12 protein-coding genes are annotated in these 16,132 nt (G+C 71.9%); 4 read left to right on the plus strand and 8 right to left on the minus strand.

The features are described from left to right. Positions 1 to 79 precede the first annotated feature (79 nt). The 7 genes from ACFY93_RS18750 to ACFY93_RS18780 all read right to left on the minus strand — a co-directional run bounded on the left by ACFY93_RS18750 (position 80) and on the right by ACFY93_RS18780 (position 9,194). On the minus strand, positions 80 to 3,034 hold the full coding sequence (locus ACFY93_RS18750) for a M14 family zinc carboxypeptidase (RefSeq protein ID WP_391359989.1): 2,955 nt from the start codon (positions 3,032 to 3,034) through the stop codon (positions 80 to 82). 348 nt (positions 3,035 to 3,382) lie between these two features. After that, positions 3,383 to 4,372: a DNA-binding protein WhiA gene (whiA, locus tag ACFY93_RS18755; RefSeq protein WP_391359991.1), complete on the minus strand. Its 990-nt coding sequence runs from the start codon at positions 4,370 to 4,372 to the stop codon at positions 3,383 to 3,385. After that, complete coding sequence (gene yvcK / locus ACFY93_RS18760) at positions 4,363 to 5,430, minus strand: uridine diphosphate-N-acetylglucosamine-binding protein YvcK (protein ID WP_391359994.1); 1,068 nt, start codon at positions 5,428 to 5,430, stop codon at positions 4,363 to 4,365. The genes whiA and yvcK overlap by 10 nt, the downstream gene beginning before the upstream one ends. Continuing rightward, positions 5,427 to 6,332, minus strand: coding sequence for an RNase adapter RapZ (gene rapZ, locus ACFY93_RS18765; protein WP_391359997.1), 906 nt, complete (start codon positions 6,330 to 6,332; stop codon positions 5,427 to 5,429). Before rapZ ends, yvcK begins: the two co-directional genes overlap by 4 nt. Continuing rightward, entirely contained in the window at positions 6,329 to 6,487 is a 159-nt protein-coding gene (locus tag ACFY93_RS18770) for a hypothetical protein (protein ID WP_391360000.1), read from the minus strand. Before ACFY93_RS18770 ends, rapZ begins: the two co-directional genes overlap by 4 nt. A gap of 39 nt (positions 6,488 to 6,526) precedes the next feature. Beyond that, positions 6,527 to 8,629: an excinuclease ABC subunit UvrC gene (uvrC, locus tag ACFY93_RS18775; RefSeq protein ID WP_391360003.1), complete on the minus strand. Its 2,103-nt coding sequence runs from the start codon at positions 8,627 to 8,629 to the stop codon at positions 6,527 to 6,529. 139 nt (positions 8,630 to 8,768) lie between these two features. Further along, a complete protein-coding gene (locus tag ACFY93_RS18780) occupies positions 8,769 to 9,194 on the minus strand; it encodes a Rieske 2Fe-2S domain-containing protein (RefSeq protein ID WP_391360006.1) in 426 nt (141 codons plus the stop codon). A gap of 272 nt (positions 9,195 to 9,466) precedes the next feature. On the opposite strand from ACFY93_RS18780, the gene ACFY93_RS18785 reads away from it, so the two are divergent. Next, entirely contained in the window at positions 9,467 to 10,522 is a 1,056-nt protein-coding gene (locus ACFY93_RS18785; RefSeq protein ID WP_391360009.1) for a substrate-binding domain-containing protein, read from the plus strand. Next, positions 10,519 to 11,436 (plus strand): PfkB family carbohydrate kinase, encoded by a 918-nt coding sequence (locus ACFY93_RS18790; protein WP_391360012.1) that lies wholly within the window; start codon positions 10,519 to 10,521, stop codon positions 11,434 to 11,436. The genes ACFY93_RS18785 and ACFY93_RS18790 overlap by 4 nt, the downstream gene beginning before the upstream one ends. Positions 11,437 to 11,554: 118 nt before the next feature. Here ACFY93_RS18790 and uvrA read toward each other — a convergent pair whose 3' ends face one another. Then, a complete protein-coding gene (uvrA, locus tag ACFY93_RS18795) occupies positions 11,555 to 14,539 on the minus strand; it encodes an excinuclease ABC subunit UvrA (RefSeq protein WP_391360015.1) in 2,985 nt (994 codons plus the stop codon). A 223-nt stretch (positions 14,540 to 14,762) separates the two neighbouring features. Between uvrA and ACFY93_RS18800 the strand changes: the two genes are divergently transcribed. Next, positions 14,763 to 15,452, plus strand: coding sequence for a maleylpyruvate isomerase family mycothiol-dependent enzyme (locus ACFY93_RS18800; protein ID WP_391360018.1), 690 nt, complete (start codon positions 14,763 to 14,765; stop codon positions 15,450 to 15,452). Positions 15,453 to 15,461: 9 nt separating this feature from the next. After that, on the plus strand, positions 15,462 to 16,118 hold the full coding sequence (locus tag ACFY93_RS18805; protein WP_391360020.1) for an MBL fold metallo-hydrolase: 657 nt from the start codon (positions 15,462 to 15,464) through the stop codon (positions 16,116 to 16,118). Positions 16,119 to 16,132: the final 14 nt, after the last annotated feature.

Below are 16,132 nucleotides of genomic sequence, written 5' to 3' on the forward strand. Positions count from 1 at the left end.
CCAGTAGGGGTACGGACCGCCGTGCCGTCCGGCCCGCCGTCACGCGGGATCCGGGCTCCCGGTGGCGCCGGCCGGCCGGTCAGACGCGCAGAGCCGCGAGCGCCTTCCCGACCAGCGCCGTGCGGTCGGCGACCGCGGTGACGTGCTCCAGACCGAAGCCGAGCAGCACGGTGTCGCCGGTGGTGACCGCCGCGTACGTCCTGAAGAGCTGTCCGGTGCGTGCCCAGTCCTTGAGGACCGCCGGGCTGCCCGCGGGCGGCCCGGCCACGCTCCAGGCGCCGAGGGACGTCTCGAAGCCCTCGGTCTCGGCCGCCGTTCCGCCGACGACCACGGAGGCGTTGTCGGCGAGGACGCCGTGGCCGCCGGAGCCGGGGTCGGTGATGTAGCTCAGCGACACCTCGACCGACTTCCCGGCGTAGGCGCTCAGGTCGAAGGCGACCTGCTGCCATCCGCTGGAGGCCCCGGTGAAGCTGTTCCAGGAGCCGCTCGTCCCCGTGCGGGAACAGCCGTCCGCGCCCGGGGTCAGATAGCGCTTGAGGGCGGGGTGCTCCTGGATCAGGAACCCGGCCTCGCACTCGGCGGGCACGTCGGCGGTGGTGGCGCCGCCGGCCTCCGGGAGCGTGGTCCAGTCGTCGGCGCCGGTGGTGTGGATCTCCAGCACGGCGTGGTCGTAGCCGGGCTCGGTGTCCCACAGCAGCCGCGTCCGCAGCGCGGGCAGGTCGGCGGCGCTCACCCCGGTGAGGTCGATGGTGCGGGTGAGCCGCTTCCAGGAGTCGTCCGTGTGGACGGCGGCGGCCATGTACGCGCCCTCGTAGGGCCCGTACGGGTTGACGGTTCCGGCGAACTGCCCCGCCCCGGCGCTCGCGAACCGCGGGTACTGGTCGGCGGGCAGGCTGTCGGAGGTGACGCCGTAGGTGCCCGCCGCGTTCAGCGGGTTGCCGGGCGCGTCGCCGAGCGGCCCGGTGACCCCGTCGAGCTTCCCCGATCCGGTGAATCCGGTGGCGCCCGGTGTGGACGTACGCGAGTAGGCGCCCAGGTAGTACTGGCTGAAGTCGTTGGAGAGGTTGCCGCCGCCGAGGTCGACGGTGCCGCCCGCCTGCTCCCCCGCCTCGATCAGCTTGCCACCCTCGTTGAGGAAGGCGCGCAGCTGGAGCTGGGTGGCGTTGCCCGGCCGGGCCGCTCCGGTGGAGTGGACGACGGTCCGGAAGTGGCCGAGGACGCCGAGCGCGTCGGGGGCGCCGAGGGCGGCGACGTCCCAGACGACCGCCTGGTGCCCGTTCGCCTTCAGTGCGTCCACGTAGGCCTGCGCCTGGGTGGCCGCCGCGCCCTCCTCGGCGACGACGAGCACGTCGGCGCGGGGCCGCTGTGCCACGGTGTAGGTGAAGTGCTCGCTGGAGGTGCGCCCGCCGCTGCGGGCCCTGCCGGTGAACCAGACCTCCACCTTGTCGCCGGGCTTCTGGCCCGCGGCCTTCGCGCGGTACTCGTCGAAGTAGAGGTTGTCCTCGCCGCCGTACGTCTCCCCGCCCTTCCAGGGCCTGAGCGGCACGGCGTGCGTGCGGCCGCCGTCGACGCGGTACCTGAGTTCCTTGTCGCGCACCGACCTGCGGGCGACGACGGAGACCTCCTGGGCGCCGCCGCGCGCGTACGAGGCCGTGAACGCGGCCGGGGTGAAGTCGGGGGCCGCGAGTCCGACCGAGGAGGACGGGCGGTCGGGGTGGGCGGCGGTCTCGGCGACGGAGAGCGCGAACGGGACGTTCTTGGCGAACTCCCGCTGGATGAGCTTCTCGTCGTCGGGGAAGGTGAAGACCGATTCGCAGTCGGCGGCGTTCCAGGCGTCGTCCGGGTCGAGGTCGGACGCCGTCTGGCACGTCGACATCTCCGGGGTGAACATCCCCATGCCGTTGACGTTGGCGGCGTGCCCGTCCGCCTCGCCGTTGGTGGTGTACAGCTCGGAGGAGACCTGGGGGTGGTAGCCGGGGACCGCGGAGTTCTCGGGGGTGCCGGCGAGGGACCGGTAGAGCACGTCGTCGGGGGTCGGTGTCGCCACCTGCCAGCCGACCCCGTAGAGGAGCAGTTCGGCGGCGGAGTGGTAGTTGATGCCGTAGGTGAAGCCGACCCGCTTCTCCAGGGCGTCGAGCGCCCTGGTCTCGGGTTCGGAGCCGGGGCTCGCGCCGCGGTAGGTCTCGCTGGTGGGGTTGGGGGACGAGCCCTCGTCGTCGTAGCCCCATTTGTAGGCGAAGTTGCGGTTGAGGTCGACGCCGTCGCCGGTGGTGACGGCGCCGTCGCCGTTGACGTCCCGGAGGTTCTTGCGCCACTGGCGGTTGTCCGGCGACTCGAACGTGTAGTCGTAGCCGTCGGGGTTGGCGGAGAGGACGAACCACAGCTCGGTGGAGTCGACGATCTTCCTGATCCGTTTGTCCGTCGCGTAGTTGTCCAGGTAGTGGTGCATCAGCCGCCGGGTCATCTCGGGGGTGATCCACTCACGGGCGTGCTGGTTGGACATGTACAGCACGGAGGGTCTGGCGCCGTCCCTGGTCTTCCTGGCGTTCCTGGTCAGCTTGAGCGCGAGGATGTCCTGGCCGTTCAGGGTCTTGCCGATGGACTCGACCTTGGTGAGTCCGGGGTGGGCCTGCCCCGTCCGGACGATCTCCTCGCGCAGGCCGCCCGCCCCGCTGTACGGGCGGAACACGCCGTCCCCGGCGGCGTCCACGCGGGCCGCGGTCTTGGCCGCGAGGCGGTGCTCGGTCAGGTGGACGCCCTGCTTCCGCAGATGCGTGGCCTGCTTGTCGGTGAGGTAGACCTCCACCGTGGCCCTGCCGTCGCCGGACGCCTGCCGGCTGAGTTCGTGGCCGTCCTGCCCTTCCGCCAGGAGCAGCGGTAACTGCCCCTTCGTGACGTCGGCGCGGAACACCTTCACGGCGTCCGCGCCCGGGTCCGACGGATCGGCTCCCGCCGCGAGGGCTTGGGGCGCGAGGCCCAGCCCACCCAGCAGGAGCGCGCTCGCGGCGAGGATCGATCCCGCTCTTCGTCTCATGAGCACCCCTCGATGTGGTGAGGCACGTCTGTGCGCGGACGCCAGGCTCGTCACGCTTCATGATCATGTCAATATGGCCGCTCCCGCCGGACCGCACGGCGGAGCACGCCGTGCGGTCGGGTGACGGGATGCGGCGAAGCCGCCGGTGCCGGCCCGGCGGTGCGGACCGGCGGCGTGAGCCCGCGGTGGCGCCCCGGTGCGGCTTGGGGTGAATCCGCCGGTGCGGGCTCCGCGGTGACCGCCGGTGCGGGCCGTGCACCGGCTGCCACGGCGAGAGGTCCGGGGTCGGGCTCTCGTCAGGGAGGTCGTCCAGCAGGTCGTCCGGGAGGTCGTCCGGGAAGCCGCAGGTCAGCCGGCCAGGTTGTCGGCCATCTCCTCGGTGAGGTTCGACTCCGTGCCCGGAATGCCCAGGTCCTGCGCCCGCTTGTCGGCCATGGCGAGCAGCCGGCGGATCCGTCCGGCGACGGCGTCCTTGGTCAGCGGCGGGTCGGCGAGCGCGCCCAGTTCCTCCAGGGAGGCCTGCTTGTGCTCCATGCGCAGCCGTCCCGCGGCGGCGAGGTGCTCCGGGACCTCGTCGGCGAGGATCTCCAGGGCGCGCTGCACCCGGGCCCCGGCGGCCACGGCCGCGCGCGCCGAGCGGCGGAGATTCGCGTCGTCGAAGTTGGCGAGCCGGTTGGCGGTGGCCCGGACCTCGCGGCGCATCCGCCGCTCCTCCCAGGCCAGTACCGACTCGTGGGCGCCGAGGCGGGTGAGCAGGGCGCCGATGGCGTCGCCGTCACGGACGACGACCCGGTCGACGCCGCGCACCTCGCGGGCCTTGGCCGCGATGGACAGCCGGCGGGCGGCGCCGACGAGCGCGAGCGCGGCCTCCGGTCCGGGGCAGGTCACCTCCAGCGAGGAGGAGCGTCCCGGCTCGGTCAGCGAGCCGTGCGCCAGGAACGCACCGCGCCAGGCGGCCTCGGCGTCGCAGGTGGCCCCCGAGACCACCTGCGGGGGCAGCCCGCGGATCGGCCGGCCCCGGCCGTCGACGAGTCCCGTCTGCCGGGCCAGCTGGTCGCCGCCCGCGACCACGCGTACGACATAGCGCGAGCCGCGCCGCAGACCACCCGGGGCCATCACGATCAGCTCGGAGCTGTGCCCGAAGATCTCCAGGATGTCCCGCTTGAGTCGGCGCGCCGCCATCGCGGTGTCCAGCTCGGCCTCGATCACGATCCTGCCGCTCACCAGGTGGAGGCCGCCCGCGAACCGCAGAACGGCGGACACCTCCGCCTTTCTGCAGCAGGTCCGGGTGACGGGAAGCCGGGAGATCTCATCCTTCACCGCTGCCGTCATCGCCATGGGCCGATCCTTCCATGCATCCGAAAAATACGGTCGTACGCGGCGGCCAACAGCTCCGGGTCGTGCCGCGGAGATCCGTCGGTCCGTGCCACCGGCGCCAGCTCCACCGCGGCCCCGAACCCCTTGGCGGCGTCGGTGAGCAGGTCACGGTCGGGCACGGCGGCCTCGTCGGCCAGCACCACGTCCAGGGCGAGTTTAGGGGCGTGTCGTCCCAAAACCTCCAAATGACGCTGCGGGGAGAAGCCCTCGGTTTCTCCGGGCTGCGGAGCGAGGTTCAGGGAGAGCACCCGGCGCGCCTTCGTCCGGACGAGGGCGTCGAGCAGTTCCGGCACGAGCAGGTGCGGGATCACCGAGGAGAACCAGGAACCGGGTCCCAGCACCACCCAGTCGGCATCGAGCACCGCCGCGACGGCCTCGGGGACGGCCGGCGGGTCGTGCGGCACCACATGCACCGACTGCACCTCGCCCGGCGTGAGGGCCACGGTGGCCTGCCCGCGGACCGTGTCCACGTCGTCGGGGCGCTCGGGGTCGTGCCCCTTGACGAGCGCCTGGAGCTCCAGCGGCACGGCCGACATCGGCAGCACCCTGCCGTGCGCTCCCAGCAGCCTGCCGACCAGGTCCAGGGCCTGCACGTGGTCGCCGAGCTGCTCCCAGAGGGCGACGATCAGCAGATTGCCGACCGCGTGCTCGTGCAGGTCGCCCTGGGACTGGAAGCGGTGCTGGATCACCCGGGACCAGGTCTGGCCCCAGTCGTCGTCGCCGCACAGGGCGGCCAGCGCCTTGCGCAGATCGCCGGGCGGCAGCACGCCCAGCTCGTCGCGCAGACGCCCGCTGGAGCCGCCGTCGTCGGCCACGGTGACGACGGCGGTCAGGTCGCCGGTGATCCGGCGCAGCGCGGCGAGCGAGGCGGACAGGCCCATGCCGCCGCCGAGCGCGACGACTTTGGGCTGGGTGCCGCGGCGGCGCGGCCTGGCGCCGCGCGCCTCGACGGGTCTGCCCCCGCGGCCCTCGGCGCTCGCCCGGCGCAGCCTGCTCAGCCGCGGAGTACGTCCGCTCATTCGCGGCCCATGTCCCGGTGGACGACGACCGTCTCCACTCCCTCGGCGGCCAGGCGGGCGGCGAGCTTCTCGGACATGGCGACCGAGCGGTGCTTGCCTCCGGTGCAGCCGACCGCGATGGTCACGTAGCGCTTGCCCTCGCGGCGGTACCCGGCGGCGATGAGGTGCAGCAGCTCGGCGTACCGGTCGAGGAACTCCTTGGCCCCGGGCTGGTTGAAGACGTACGCGGCCACGTCCTCGTTGAGCCCCGTGTACTGGCGCAGCTCCGGGACCCAGTGCGGGTTGGGCAGGAAGCGCATGTCCACGACCAGGTCGGCGTCGACCGGCAGGCCGTACTTGAAGCCGAAGGACATGACGGTGGCCCGCAGCTCGGGCTCCTCCTCCCCCGCGAACTGGGCGTCCATCTTGGCGCGCAGCTCGTGCACGTTCAGGCTGGAGGTGTCGATCACGAGGTCGGCGTCGCCGCGCAGCTCGCGCAGCAGCTCGCGCTCCGCGTCGATGCCGTCGACGATGCGTCCGTCGCCCTGGAGGGGGTGCGGGCGGCGCACGGACTCGAAGCGGCGCACCAGGGCCTCGTCGGAGGACTCCAGGAAGACGATCCGCCGGGTGACCTGCCGGGCGTCGAGGTCGGCGAGGGACTCGCGGAGGTTGTCGAAGAAGCGGCGCCCCCGGACGTCGACGACGACCGCGATCCGGGCGACGTTGCCCTGGGAGCGGGCGCCGAGCTCCACCATCGTGGGGATCAGCGCGGGCGGCAGGTTGTCGACGACGAACCAGCCGAGGTCCTCCAGACACTTGGCCGCCGTCGACCTGCCCGCGCCGGACATCCCGGAGATGATCACCAGCTCGGGGATGGCCGGCTCCGGGGTCGTGGCCGTCTCGCCGGGCGTACCGCTGCTCACCTGTGCTCCGTCGTCGCCGTTTCGTGCGTCGTCTTGTCGTGCGCCGTCTTGTCGTGCGCCGTCTTGACGTGCGCCGTCTTGACGTGCGCCGTCTTGTCGTGCGTCTTCACGCCGTACGTCGTCGGTTCGCACGTCCTCGGGTCGTGCGTCGTCACGTCGTGCCTCTTCTTGTCGTGCGTTTCCTGCGCTGTCGCTCATGTCTCCTGCCCCCGTCGCTCGTCCGAGGCTCCCGCGGTCACGGGCTCCTCCGTGGAGTCCCCGGCCGGCCCGGGCTCCCGCGAGGAGTCCTCGTCCGCGGGGAAGGGCTCCGTCACCGAGCCCGTCGTCGCGGGCTCCCGCTCCTCGTCCTCCATGATCTCTCCGGTCGCCGTGTTCACGGCGGGCGCGGGCGCGGCCGCCCGGGCGAGGGCGACGGCGATCGACTCGGCCGTCTTGCGGCCTATGCCGGGCACCTCGCAGATCTGGTCGATCGTCGCGGCCCGCAGCCGCTTCAGGGAACCGAAGTGCTTGATCAGCGCCTGCTTGCGGGTGTCCCCGAGCCCCGGCACCTCGTCGAGGGGGCTCGCCCTGAAGCGCTTCGCCCGCTTGGTGCGCTGGTAGGTGATCGCGAAGCGGTGGGCCTCGTCACGGACGCGCTGGAGCAGATACAGGCCCTCGCTGCTGCGCGGCAGGACCACCGGATCCTCGTCCTGGGGCACCCAGACCTCCTCCAGGCGCTTGGCGAGCCCGCAGACGGCGATGTCGTCGATGCCCAGCTCGTCCAGGGCCCTCTTGGCGGCGGCGACCTGGGGGCGGCCACCGTCGACGACGACCAGCTGGGGCGGGTAGGCGAACCGCTTGGGGCGTCCGTCCTCCTCGGTGAGCGGGCTCTCGCCGTCGGCCCACTCCCCTGTCTTCTCCTTCTCGGCGATGTACCGCCGGAAGCGGCGCGTGATCACCTCGTGCATGGACCGGACGTCGTCCTGCCCCTCGAAACCCTTGATCTGGAAGCGCCGGTACTCGCCCTTGCGCTGCAGCCCGTCCTCGAAGACGACCATCGAGGCCACCACGTCGTCGCCCTGGAGGTGCGAGATGTCGTAGCACTCGATGCGCAGGGGCGCGCTGTCCAGTTCGAGGGCGTCGGCGATCTCCTCCAGGGCGCGCGAGCGGGTGGTGAGGTCGGAGGCGCGCTTGGTCTTGTGCAGCCCGAGGGCCTGGAGGGCGTTGCGCTGGACTGTCTCCATGAGGGCCTTCTTGTCGCCGCGCTGCGGGATACGCAGTGAGACGTTCGACCCCCGGCGCTCCGTGAGCCACTGCTGGACCGGCTCCGTGGGCTCGGGCAGCGCGGGGACGAGGACCTCCTTCGGCACGGAGTCGCCGGTCTCCTCCCCGTAGAGCTGTTGCAGGGCGTGCTCGACGAGACCGGCGGTGGTGACCGCCTCCACCTTGTCCGTCACCCAGCCGCGCTGGCCGCGCACGCGCCCGCCGCGCACGTGGAAGATCTGGACGGCGGCTTCCAGCTCGTCCTCGGCGACGGCGATCAGGTCGGCGTCGGTCGCGTCCGCGAGCACGACGGCGCTCTTCTCCATGGCCTTCTTCAGGGCCCCGATGTCATCGCGCAGACGGGCCGCCCGCTCGTACTCCATCTCCTCGGCCGCGTCCGTCATCCGGCGCTCCAGGCGACGGATGTACGTCCCCGTGCGGCCGGCCATGAAGTCGCAGAACTCCTCGGCCAGGTCCCGGTGTTCCTCGGCGGAGACCCGGTCCACGCAGGGGGCCGAGCACTTGCCGATGTACCCCAGCAGACAGGGGCGGCCGGTGCGGGCGGCGTTCTTGAAGACTCCGGCCGAGCAGGTGCGGACGGGGAAGACGCGCAGCAGCAGGTCGACCGTGTCACGGATCGCCCACGCGTGCCCGTACGGGCCGAAGTAGCGCACGCCCTTGCGCTTGTGGCCGCGCATCACCTGTACGCGCGGGAACTCCTCGTTCATCGTCACGGCGAGGTACGGGTAGCTCTTGTCGTCGCGGTACTTGACGTTGAACCGGGGGTCGAACTCCTTGATCCAGGAGTACTCCAGCTGCAGCGCCTCGACCTCCGTCGACACCACCGTCCACTCCACGGACGCGGCCGTGGTGACCATGGTGCGGGTGCGGGGGTGGAGGCCCGCCAGGTCCTGGAAGTAGTTGGCCAGGCGCTGGCGCAGGCTTTTCGCCTTCCCGACGTAGATCACCCGGCGGTGCTCGTCGCGGAATTTGTAGACCCCGGGTGAGTCCGGGATCTGTCCCGGCCTGGGGCGGTAGCTGGAGGGGTCGGCCATGTCAGACACCCTACTGGCGAGCGCTGACACCGTGACGGCTCCGGCCGCCCCTGTGGACGGTCGGGCGCCGTCTGCCTCTGTGCACGGGCCGGCGCCGCCGTTGCCCGTGGGCGGGCGGGTCCGTCCGGGAGGAGCGCGCTCAGGCGTCCGGCGACGCCACCATCCTGCCGCCCTCGACCTTCACCGACAGCGCGAACAGCGGCTCGGTGGCCGGCGCGTGCACCACCTTGCCGGTCGTGGCGTCGAACTCGCTGCCGTGGCACGGGCACGTGAGCGTGGTGCCCTCCAGCTTGTTGATGGGGCACCCGGCGTGCGTACAGATCGAGCTGTACGCCTTCAGGGAGCCGTCCTCGGCCCGGCTGACCACGACCTTCTCGTCCTCGTAGAGCTTGGCGCCCCCCTTGGCGACCTCGCTCTCGGGGCCGAGCTCGACCGGCGCGGTGGGTCCCGCCGACGCCTCCCCGTCGTCCCCGGGTGAGCAGGCGGCGAGTGCCGCCCCGGCCACCGGCACGGCGGCCGCTCCTCGCAGGACGGTACGGCGGCTCGCGGACGGGCGGGCGGGCATGGCATCTCCACTGGTCGGGGGTGTCGACGATACCGGCGGGCGGCGGGGCCGCCGAGTGCGGGGGCTCGCCGGGTGCCCTCGGGGGGCGGGGGCTCGCCGGGTGTCCCCGGGGGCGGGGGCTCAGGCGCCGCGGCCGGCGAACGCGGGGCGGGCCGGGGCGTGAGCACCCCGGCAGACGTAAACGCTTACGCGAACGTTTACGTGCACCCCGTCCATGCGGTACGGTCCCGCCGGAGCGCTCCCGACGGGAGTGAACGAGAGGGGGCAGGGCCTTGGCGACGATGGTCGACGTGGCGCGCCACGCCGGTGTGTCGGTGGCGACCGTCTCCCACGTGCTCAACGACACCCGCCCGGTGCGGCCCCGCACCCGCCAGGCGGTCCTGGACGCCATCGACGAGCTCGGCTACACGCCCAACACGCTGGCCCGCTCCCTGGTGACTTCGCGGACGCGGTCCATCGGCCTGGCGGTCTCGGCGATCAGCAACCCGTACTTCACGGAGATCCTCCAGGGCGTGGAGGCCGCCGCACTGGAACACGGCTACAGCCTGCTCATCGCCGATCCGCACGACGACCCCGTGCACGAGCTGAAGGCCGTCCGGCTGCTGCACGAGCGCCGCGTCGACGGCGTGATCATCGCCCCCTCGGCCGGTCCGGGAGAACTCGTCGGCCACCTCCTGCGGCACGCCGTGCCGGCCGTCTTCCTGGACCGGCTGGTCGACCCTGCCGCCGCCCCCGGCGATCCGGCCCGTTTCGACCAGGTCTGCGCCGAGAGCACCGAGCCGACGACGCGACTGGTCGGCCATCTCACCGGGCTCGGCCACAAGCGGGTGGGCCTGGTCGCCGGCCTGCCCGGCCTCAGCACCACCACGGAACGGATCACCGGGTACCGCCACGGGCTCGCCGCCGCCGGACTGCCCTACGACGAACGGCTCGTGGTGCACGGCGACTCCGCGGCCGAGGGCGGTGAACGCGCCACGCGGGCCCTGCTCGCCCTCGGCGTGCCGCCCACCGCCCTGGTGACCGCCAACAACGCGATGACCATCGGCGCCCTGCGCGCCCTGCGCGAACGTGGCCTGTCGGTGCCAGGCGATCTCGCGCTGTGCTGTTTCGACGACTTCCCCTGGGCGGACCTCTTCTCACCCCGCCTCACCGCGATCTCCCAGCCCAGCAAGGAGATCGGGGCCCGGGCCGTCCGGCTGCTCCTGGAGCGGCTGGCCTCACCCGGGCGGCCCGGCCGTACCGTGCGGCTGCCCAGCACCTTCGTCCACCGCACCTCGTGCGGCTGCCCCGAGCCCGCGCGAAACCCCCGGAAAGGACCCGTCTCGTGATCGTCGTCGCCGGTGAGGCCCTGATCGATCTGGTGCCCCAGGGCACGGGCGCGCTCGCCGCGCTGAAACCGGCGCGCGGCGGCGGCCCGTACAACACGGCCGTGGCGCTCGGCCGGCTCGGCTCCCCGACCGCCTTCTGCTCCCGGGTCTCCCGCGACGCCTTCGGCGAGGCGCTCCTGGACGGCCTGCGCGACGCGGGTGTCGACGTGTCGTCCGTGCGGCGCGGCGGGGAGCCGACGACGCTGGCCGCCGCCACGGTGGGCGAGGACGGCTCGGCGACGTACTCCTTCTACGTCGAGGGCACCGCGGACCGCCTGTTCACAGCTCCCGCACTGCTTCCGAAGGGTACGAGGGCCGTGTCCTTCGGGACCTGCTCGCTGGTCCTGGAGCCCGGAGCGAGCGCCTACGAGGAGTTGCTGCGGGCGACGGCCCGCCGGGGCGTCTTCACCGCGCTCGACCCGAACATCAGGGCCGGGCTGATCCCCGACGCGGACGCCTACCGCGCCCGGTTCAAGAGCTGGCTGCCGTACGTGACGCTGCTCAAGCTCTCCGAGGAGGACGCGCACTGGCTCGGCGGCACGCCCCGCGAGTGGCTGGCGTCCGGGCCGTCGGCCGTCGTGATCACCCGGGGCGGCGCCGGTCTGACCGCGTTCACCCGTGACGGCGCGGGGTACGGCGAGTACTCCGTGCCGGGCGAGACGGTCACGGTCGTCGACACCATCGGCGCGGGCGACACCGTGAACGCCGCGCTCCTGCACGGTCTGGCCGTCCGGGACGCGCTGTCCCCCGACGCCCTGGCGGGCCTCGGTGCCACGGGCTGGACGGCGCTGCTGCGCTTCGCGGCGCGTGCGGCGGCGGTCACCTGTTCCCGTGCCGGTGCGGAACCTCCGTACGCGGCCGAGCTCACCGCCTGACAGCACGCCGGCGCCCCACGAGCGGTGCTCGTGGGGCGCCGGTGCGTCCGCCCGCGGGCGGTCACACCCTGTGCCGATCAGGCCCTGTGTCCGTCGGGCCCTGATCAGGCTCTGCCGGTCAGGCCTTACGGGCCCGCGTGGTCCTGGCCGCGGTGGCCTTCTTGACGGCCGTCTTCGTCGCCGCCGTCGTCTTCGTCGCCACCGCCGTCTTCCGGGCCGGCGCACGGCGCGAGCCTTTCACCGGCTCGGCGTCGCTGATCCGGTCGGCGCCGAGGATGTCGCGCAGGAACTTGCCGGTGTGGCTGGCCGGGACCCCGGCGACCTGCTCGGGTGTGCCCTCGGCGATGACCAGGCCACCGCCGCTGCCGCCCTCGGGGCCCATGTCGACGACCCAGTCGGCCGTCTTGATGACGTCGAGGTTGTGCTCGATGACGATGACCGTGTTGCCCTTGTCGACCAGGCCGGAGAGCACGGAGATCAGCTTGCTGATGTCCTCGAAGTGCAGACCGGTGGTCGGCTCGTCGAGGACGTACACCGTGCGGCCGGTGGAGCGCTTCTGCAGTTCGCTGGCGAGCTTGACGCGCTGCGCCTCACCGCCGGACAGCGTCGGCGCGGACTGACCGAGCCGGACGTATCCGAGACCGACGTCGTTGAGGGTCCTCAGGTGACGGGCGATCGCGGGTACGGCCTCGAAGAAGTCGAGGGCCTCCTCGATCGGCATGTCGAGGACCTCGGAGATGGACTTGCCCTTGTAGTAGACCTCCAGGGTCTCCCGGTTGTAGCGCGCCCCGTGGCAGACCTCGCAGGGGACGTACACGTCCGGCAGGAAGTTCATCTCGATCTTGATGGTGCCGTCGCCGGAGCAGTTCTCGCAGCGGCCGCCCTTGACGTTGAAGGAGAAGCGGCCGGGCATGTAGCCCCGCACCTTCGCCTCGGTCGTCTCGGCGAACAGTCTGCGCACGTGGTCGAAGACCCCGGTGTACGTCGCCGGGTTGGAGCGGGGGGTGCGGCCGATGGGCGACTGGTCGACGTGCACGACCTTGTCGACGAGGTCGTCGCCGTCCACCCGCGTGTGGCGTCCCGGCACGTTCCGCGCGCCGTTCAGTTCGCGGGCGAGGTGGGTGTACAGGATGTCGTTGACCAGCGTCGACTTGCCCGATCCGGACACTCCGGTGACGGCCGTGAGCACACCGAGCGGGAAGGACACGTCGATGTCCTGGAGGTTGTTCTCGCGGGCGCCGTGCACCGTGAGGCGACGGCCCGGGTCGGTGGGGCGGCGGATGTCCGGGAGCGGGATCGACCTCCTGCCGGACAGGTACAGGCCGGTCATCGACTCGTCGTTCGCCATCAGTTCCTTCAGGGAACCGCTGTGCACGACCTTGCCGCCGTGCTCGCCCGCGCCGGGGCCGATGTCCACGACCCAGTCGGCGACCTTGATGGTGTCCTCGTCGTGCTCGACGACGATGAGCGTGTTTCCCATGTCGCGCAGCCGGACCAGGGTCTCGATCAGGCGGTGGTTGTCGCGCTGGTGCAGGCCGATGGACGGCTCGTCGAGGACGTACAGCACGCCGACGAGACCGGAGCCGATCTGGGTCGCCAGGCGGATGCGCTGGGCCTCGCCGCCGGAGAGGGTGCCGGCCGCGCGGTTCAGCGAGAGGTAGTCGAGGCCGACGTCGACGAGGAACCGCAGCCGCTCGTTGACCTCCTTCAGGACGCGCTCGGCGATCTTCTTGTCACGGGCGCTGAGCCTGAGTTCGCCCAGGAAGTCGGCGCAGTCGCTGATGGACATCGCCGAGACCTCGGCGATCGACTTCCCCATGACCGTGACGGCCAGGACGATCGGCTTGAGGCGTGTGCCCTCACAGGTGGGGCAGGGCACCTCGCGCATGTAGCCCTCGAAGCGCTCACGGCTCGAGTCGCTCTCCGCCTCGCTGTGCCGCCGCTTCACGTACGGGACGGCGCCTTCGAAGGGGGTCGTGTAGACGCGCTCGCGTCCGTACCGGTTGCGGTAGCGGACCTCGATCTGCGTCTTGTGACCGTGCAGGAGGGCCTTCCGGGCGCGCTGCGGGAGCCCGGCGAAGGGGATGTCGGTCCGGAAGCCCAGCGCGTCCGCGAGAGCGCCGACGAGACGCCCGAAGTAGTCCTTCGTGTGCCCGTGCGACCAGGCGTGGATGGCGCCCTCGTCGAGGGACTTCTCCTCGTCCGGGATGATCAGCTCGGGGTCGACCTCCATGCGCGTACCGATGCCGGTGCAGTCGGGGCAGGCGCCGAAGGGCGAGTTGAAGGAGAAGGTGCGCGGCTCCAGCTCCTCGAAGGAGAGGTCGTCGTACGGGCAGTAGAGGTGCTCGGAGAACATGCGCTCGCGCTCCGGGTCGTCCTCGGGAAGGTCGACGAAGTCGAGCACGACCATGCCGCCGGACAGCCCGAGGGCGGTCTCTACGGAGTCGGTGAGGCGGCGCTTGGCGCCCTCCTTGACCGTGAGGCGGTCGACGACCACCTCGATGGTGTGCTTCTCCTGCTTCTTCAGCTTGGGCGGTTCGGTGAGCTGGACCGTCTCGCCGTCGACCCGCGCCCGGCTGTACCCCTTGGTCTGGAGATCGGAGAAGAGGTCCACGAACTCGCCCTTGCGCTCGCGCACCAGCGGCGACAGGACCTGGAAACGGCTGCCCTCCGGCAGCTCCAGCACCCTGTCGACGATGGCCTGCGGCGACTGGCGCGAGATGGGGCGGCCGCACTCGGGACAGTGCGGCTTGCCGATGCGCGCGAAGAGGAGACGCAGGTAGTCGTAGACCTCGGTGATGGTGCCGACCGTCGAGCGCGGGTTGCGCGAGGTCGACTTCTGGTCGATCGAGACCGCGGGGGAAAGGCCCTCGATGAAGTCGACGTCAGGCTTGTCCATCTGACCGAGGAACTGCCGGGCGTACGAGGAGAGCGACTCCACGTACCGGCGCTGCCCCTCGGCGAAGATCGTGTCGAAGGCGAGGGAGGACTTGCCCGAACCCGACAGGCCCGTGAAGACGATGAGCGAGTCACGCGGGAGGTCGAGCGAGACATTCTTCAGGTTGTGCTCGCGCGCTCCACGGACGATGAGACGGTCGGCCACGCCGGTCCGCACCTTTCTTGAGAGAAGTGACAGGGGCCGGGGCCCCCGTCCTTCTCAGACTAGGGGGAGCCACTGACAGCGCCGGTCTGATTCCTTGAGGGGTAACAAACCCGGACGGCCAGGAATGCCCGATGCCGGTGCCGAGCTTATAGCACGTGCATTCGATTTGCGGCCGGGTCCGACCACCTTCACCCGTACGTGTGGCGCGGCTAGAGTCGGCCGCATGATCGATCATGAGCGCGACCTGGCGTCCCTGCGGGACGCGACCGACCGCCTGCTGAGCGCGGCCGCCGCACTGGACAACGCCGCCGTGGGCGGGCTGTCACGCCTTCCCGGGTGGAGCCGCGGCCACGTCCTCGCCCATCTCGCCCGCAACGCCGACGCCCTGGTGAACGTCCTCGCCGGACGGCCCATGTACGAGTCCGGCGAGGCCAGGGACTCCGACATCGAGCGGGACGCGCCCCGGCCCCTCGACGCCCAGCTCGCCGACCTGCGCGAGAGCGCGGCCCGCTTCCAGGAGGCGGGCGCCGCGCCGGCGGACTGGTCCCGCACGGTGGAGCTGCGCAACGGCGTCAAGGACTCCGCCTCCCGGATCCCGTTCCGGCGGTGGATCGAGGTCGAACTGCACCACGTGGACCTCGGCATCGGATACGAGCTGGAGGACCTGCCGGACGAGTTCACGGAGCGGGAGATCGCCTTCCTCGCCGACCGCTTCACCGGGCGCTCCGACGTGCCGCACACCCGGATCACGGACGGCACGCGCGCGTGGAGCACGGGAGGGGCGTCGCAGGACGGCCCCCACGTCACCGTGACCGGTCCCGCGCCCGCGCTGCTCGGCTGGCTCTCGGGGCGGCGCGACGGCTCCGCCCTGAGCAGTGCCGGCGGACCGCTCCCGGCACTCCCCCCGCTATAGGCTGCCGACATGACGTACAGCGGAACGGTGAGGGTCGGTGGACCCGCGGACGTGCACGAACTGCAGGACCTGATGATCTCGAAGGTCGCCGTCGGCCCCATGGACAACAACGCCTATCTGCTGCGCTGCCGGGCCACCGACGAGCAGTTGCTGATCGACGCGGCGAGCGACGCCTCCACCCTGCTCACGCTGATCGGTGACGACGGCATCACCTCCGTGGTCACCACGCACCGGCACGGCGACCACTGGCAGGCGCTCGCGGAGGTCGTGGAGGCGACGGGCGCGCGCACCTACGCGGGCCACGACGACGCCGAGGGCATCCCGGTGCCCACCGACGTCCGCCTGCGGGACGGCGACACGGTCGCGGTGGGGCATGTGGAGCTCACCGCGCGCCACCTCGTGGGCCACACCCCCGGTTCGGTCGCCCTCGTCTACGACGACCCGCACGGACACCCGCACGTGTTCATCGGGGACTGCCTGTTCCCGGGCGGCGTGGGCAACACCTTCAAGGATCCCGAGGCGTTCGCCTCGCTCCTCCACGACGTCGAGACGAAGATCTTCGGCGAGCTGCCGGACGAGACCTGGGTCTATCCGGGACACGGTAACGACACCTCGCTGGGCGCCGAGCGGCCGCATCTGCCGGAGTGGCGCGCCCGGGGCTGGTGAGCACCGGCTCCCCG

The organism is Streptomyces sp. NPDC008313, assembly GCF_042956125.1.
Lineage (GTDB): Bacteria > Actinomycetota > Actinomycetes > Streptomycetales > Streptomycetaceae > Streptomyces.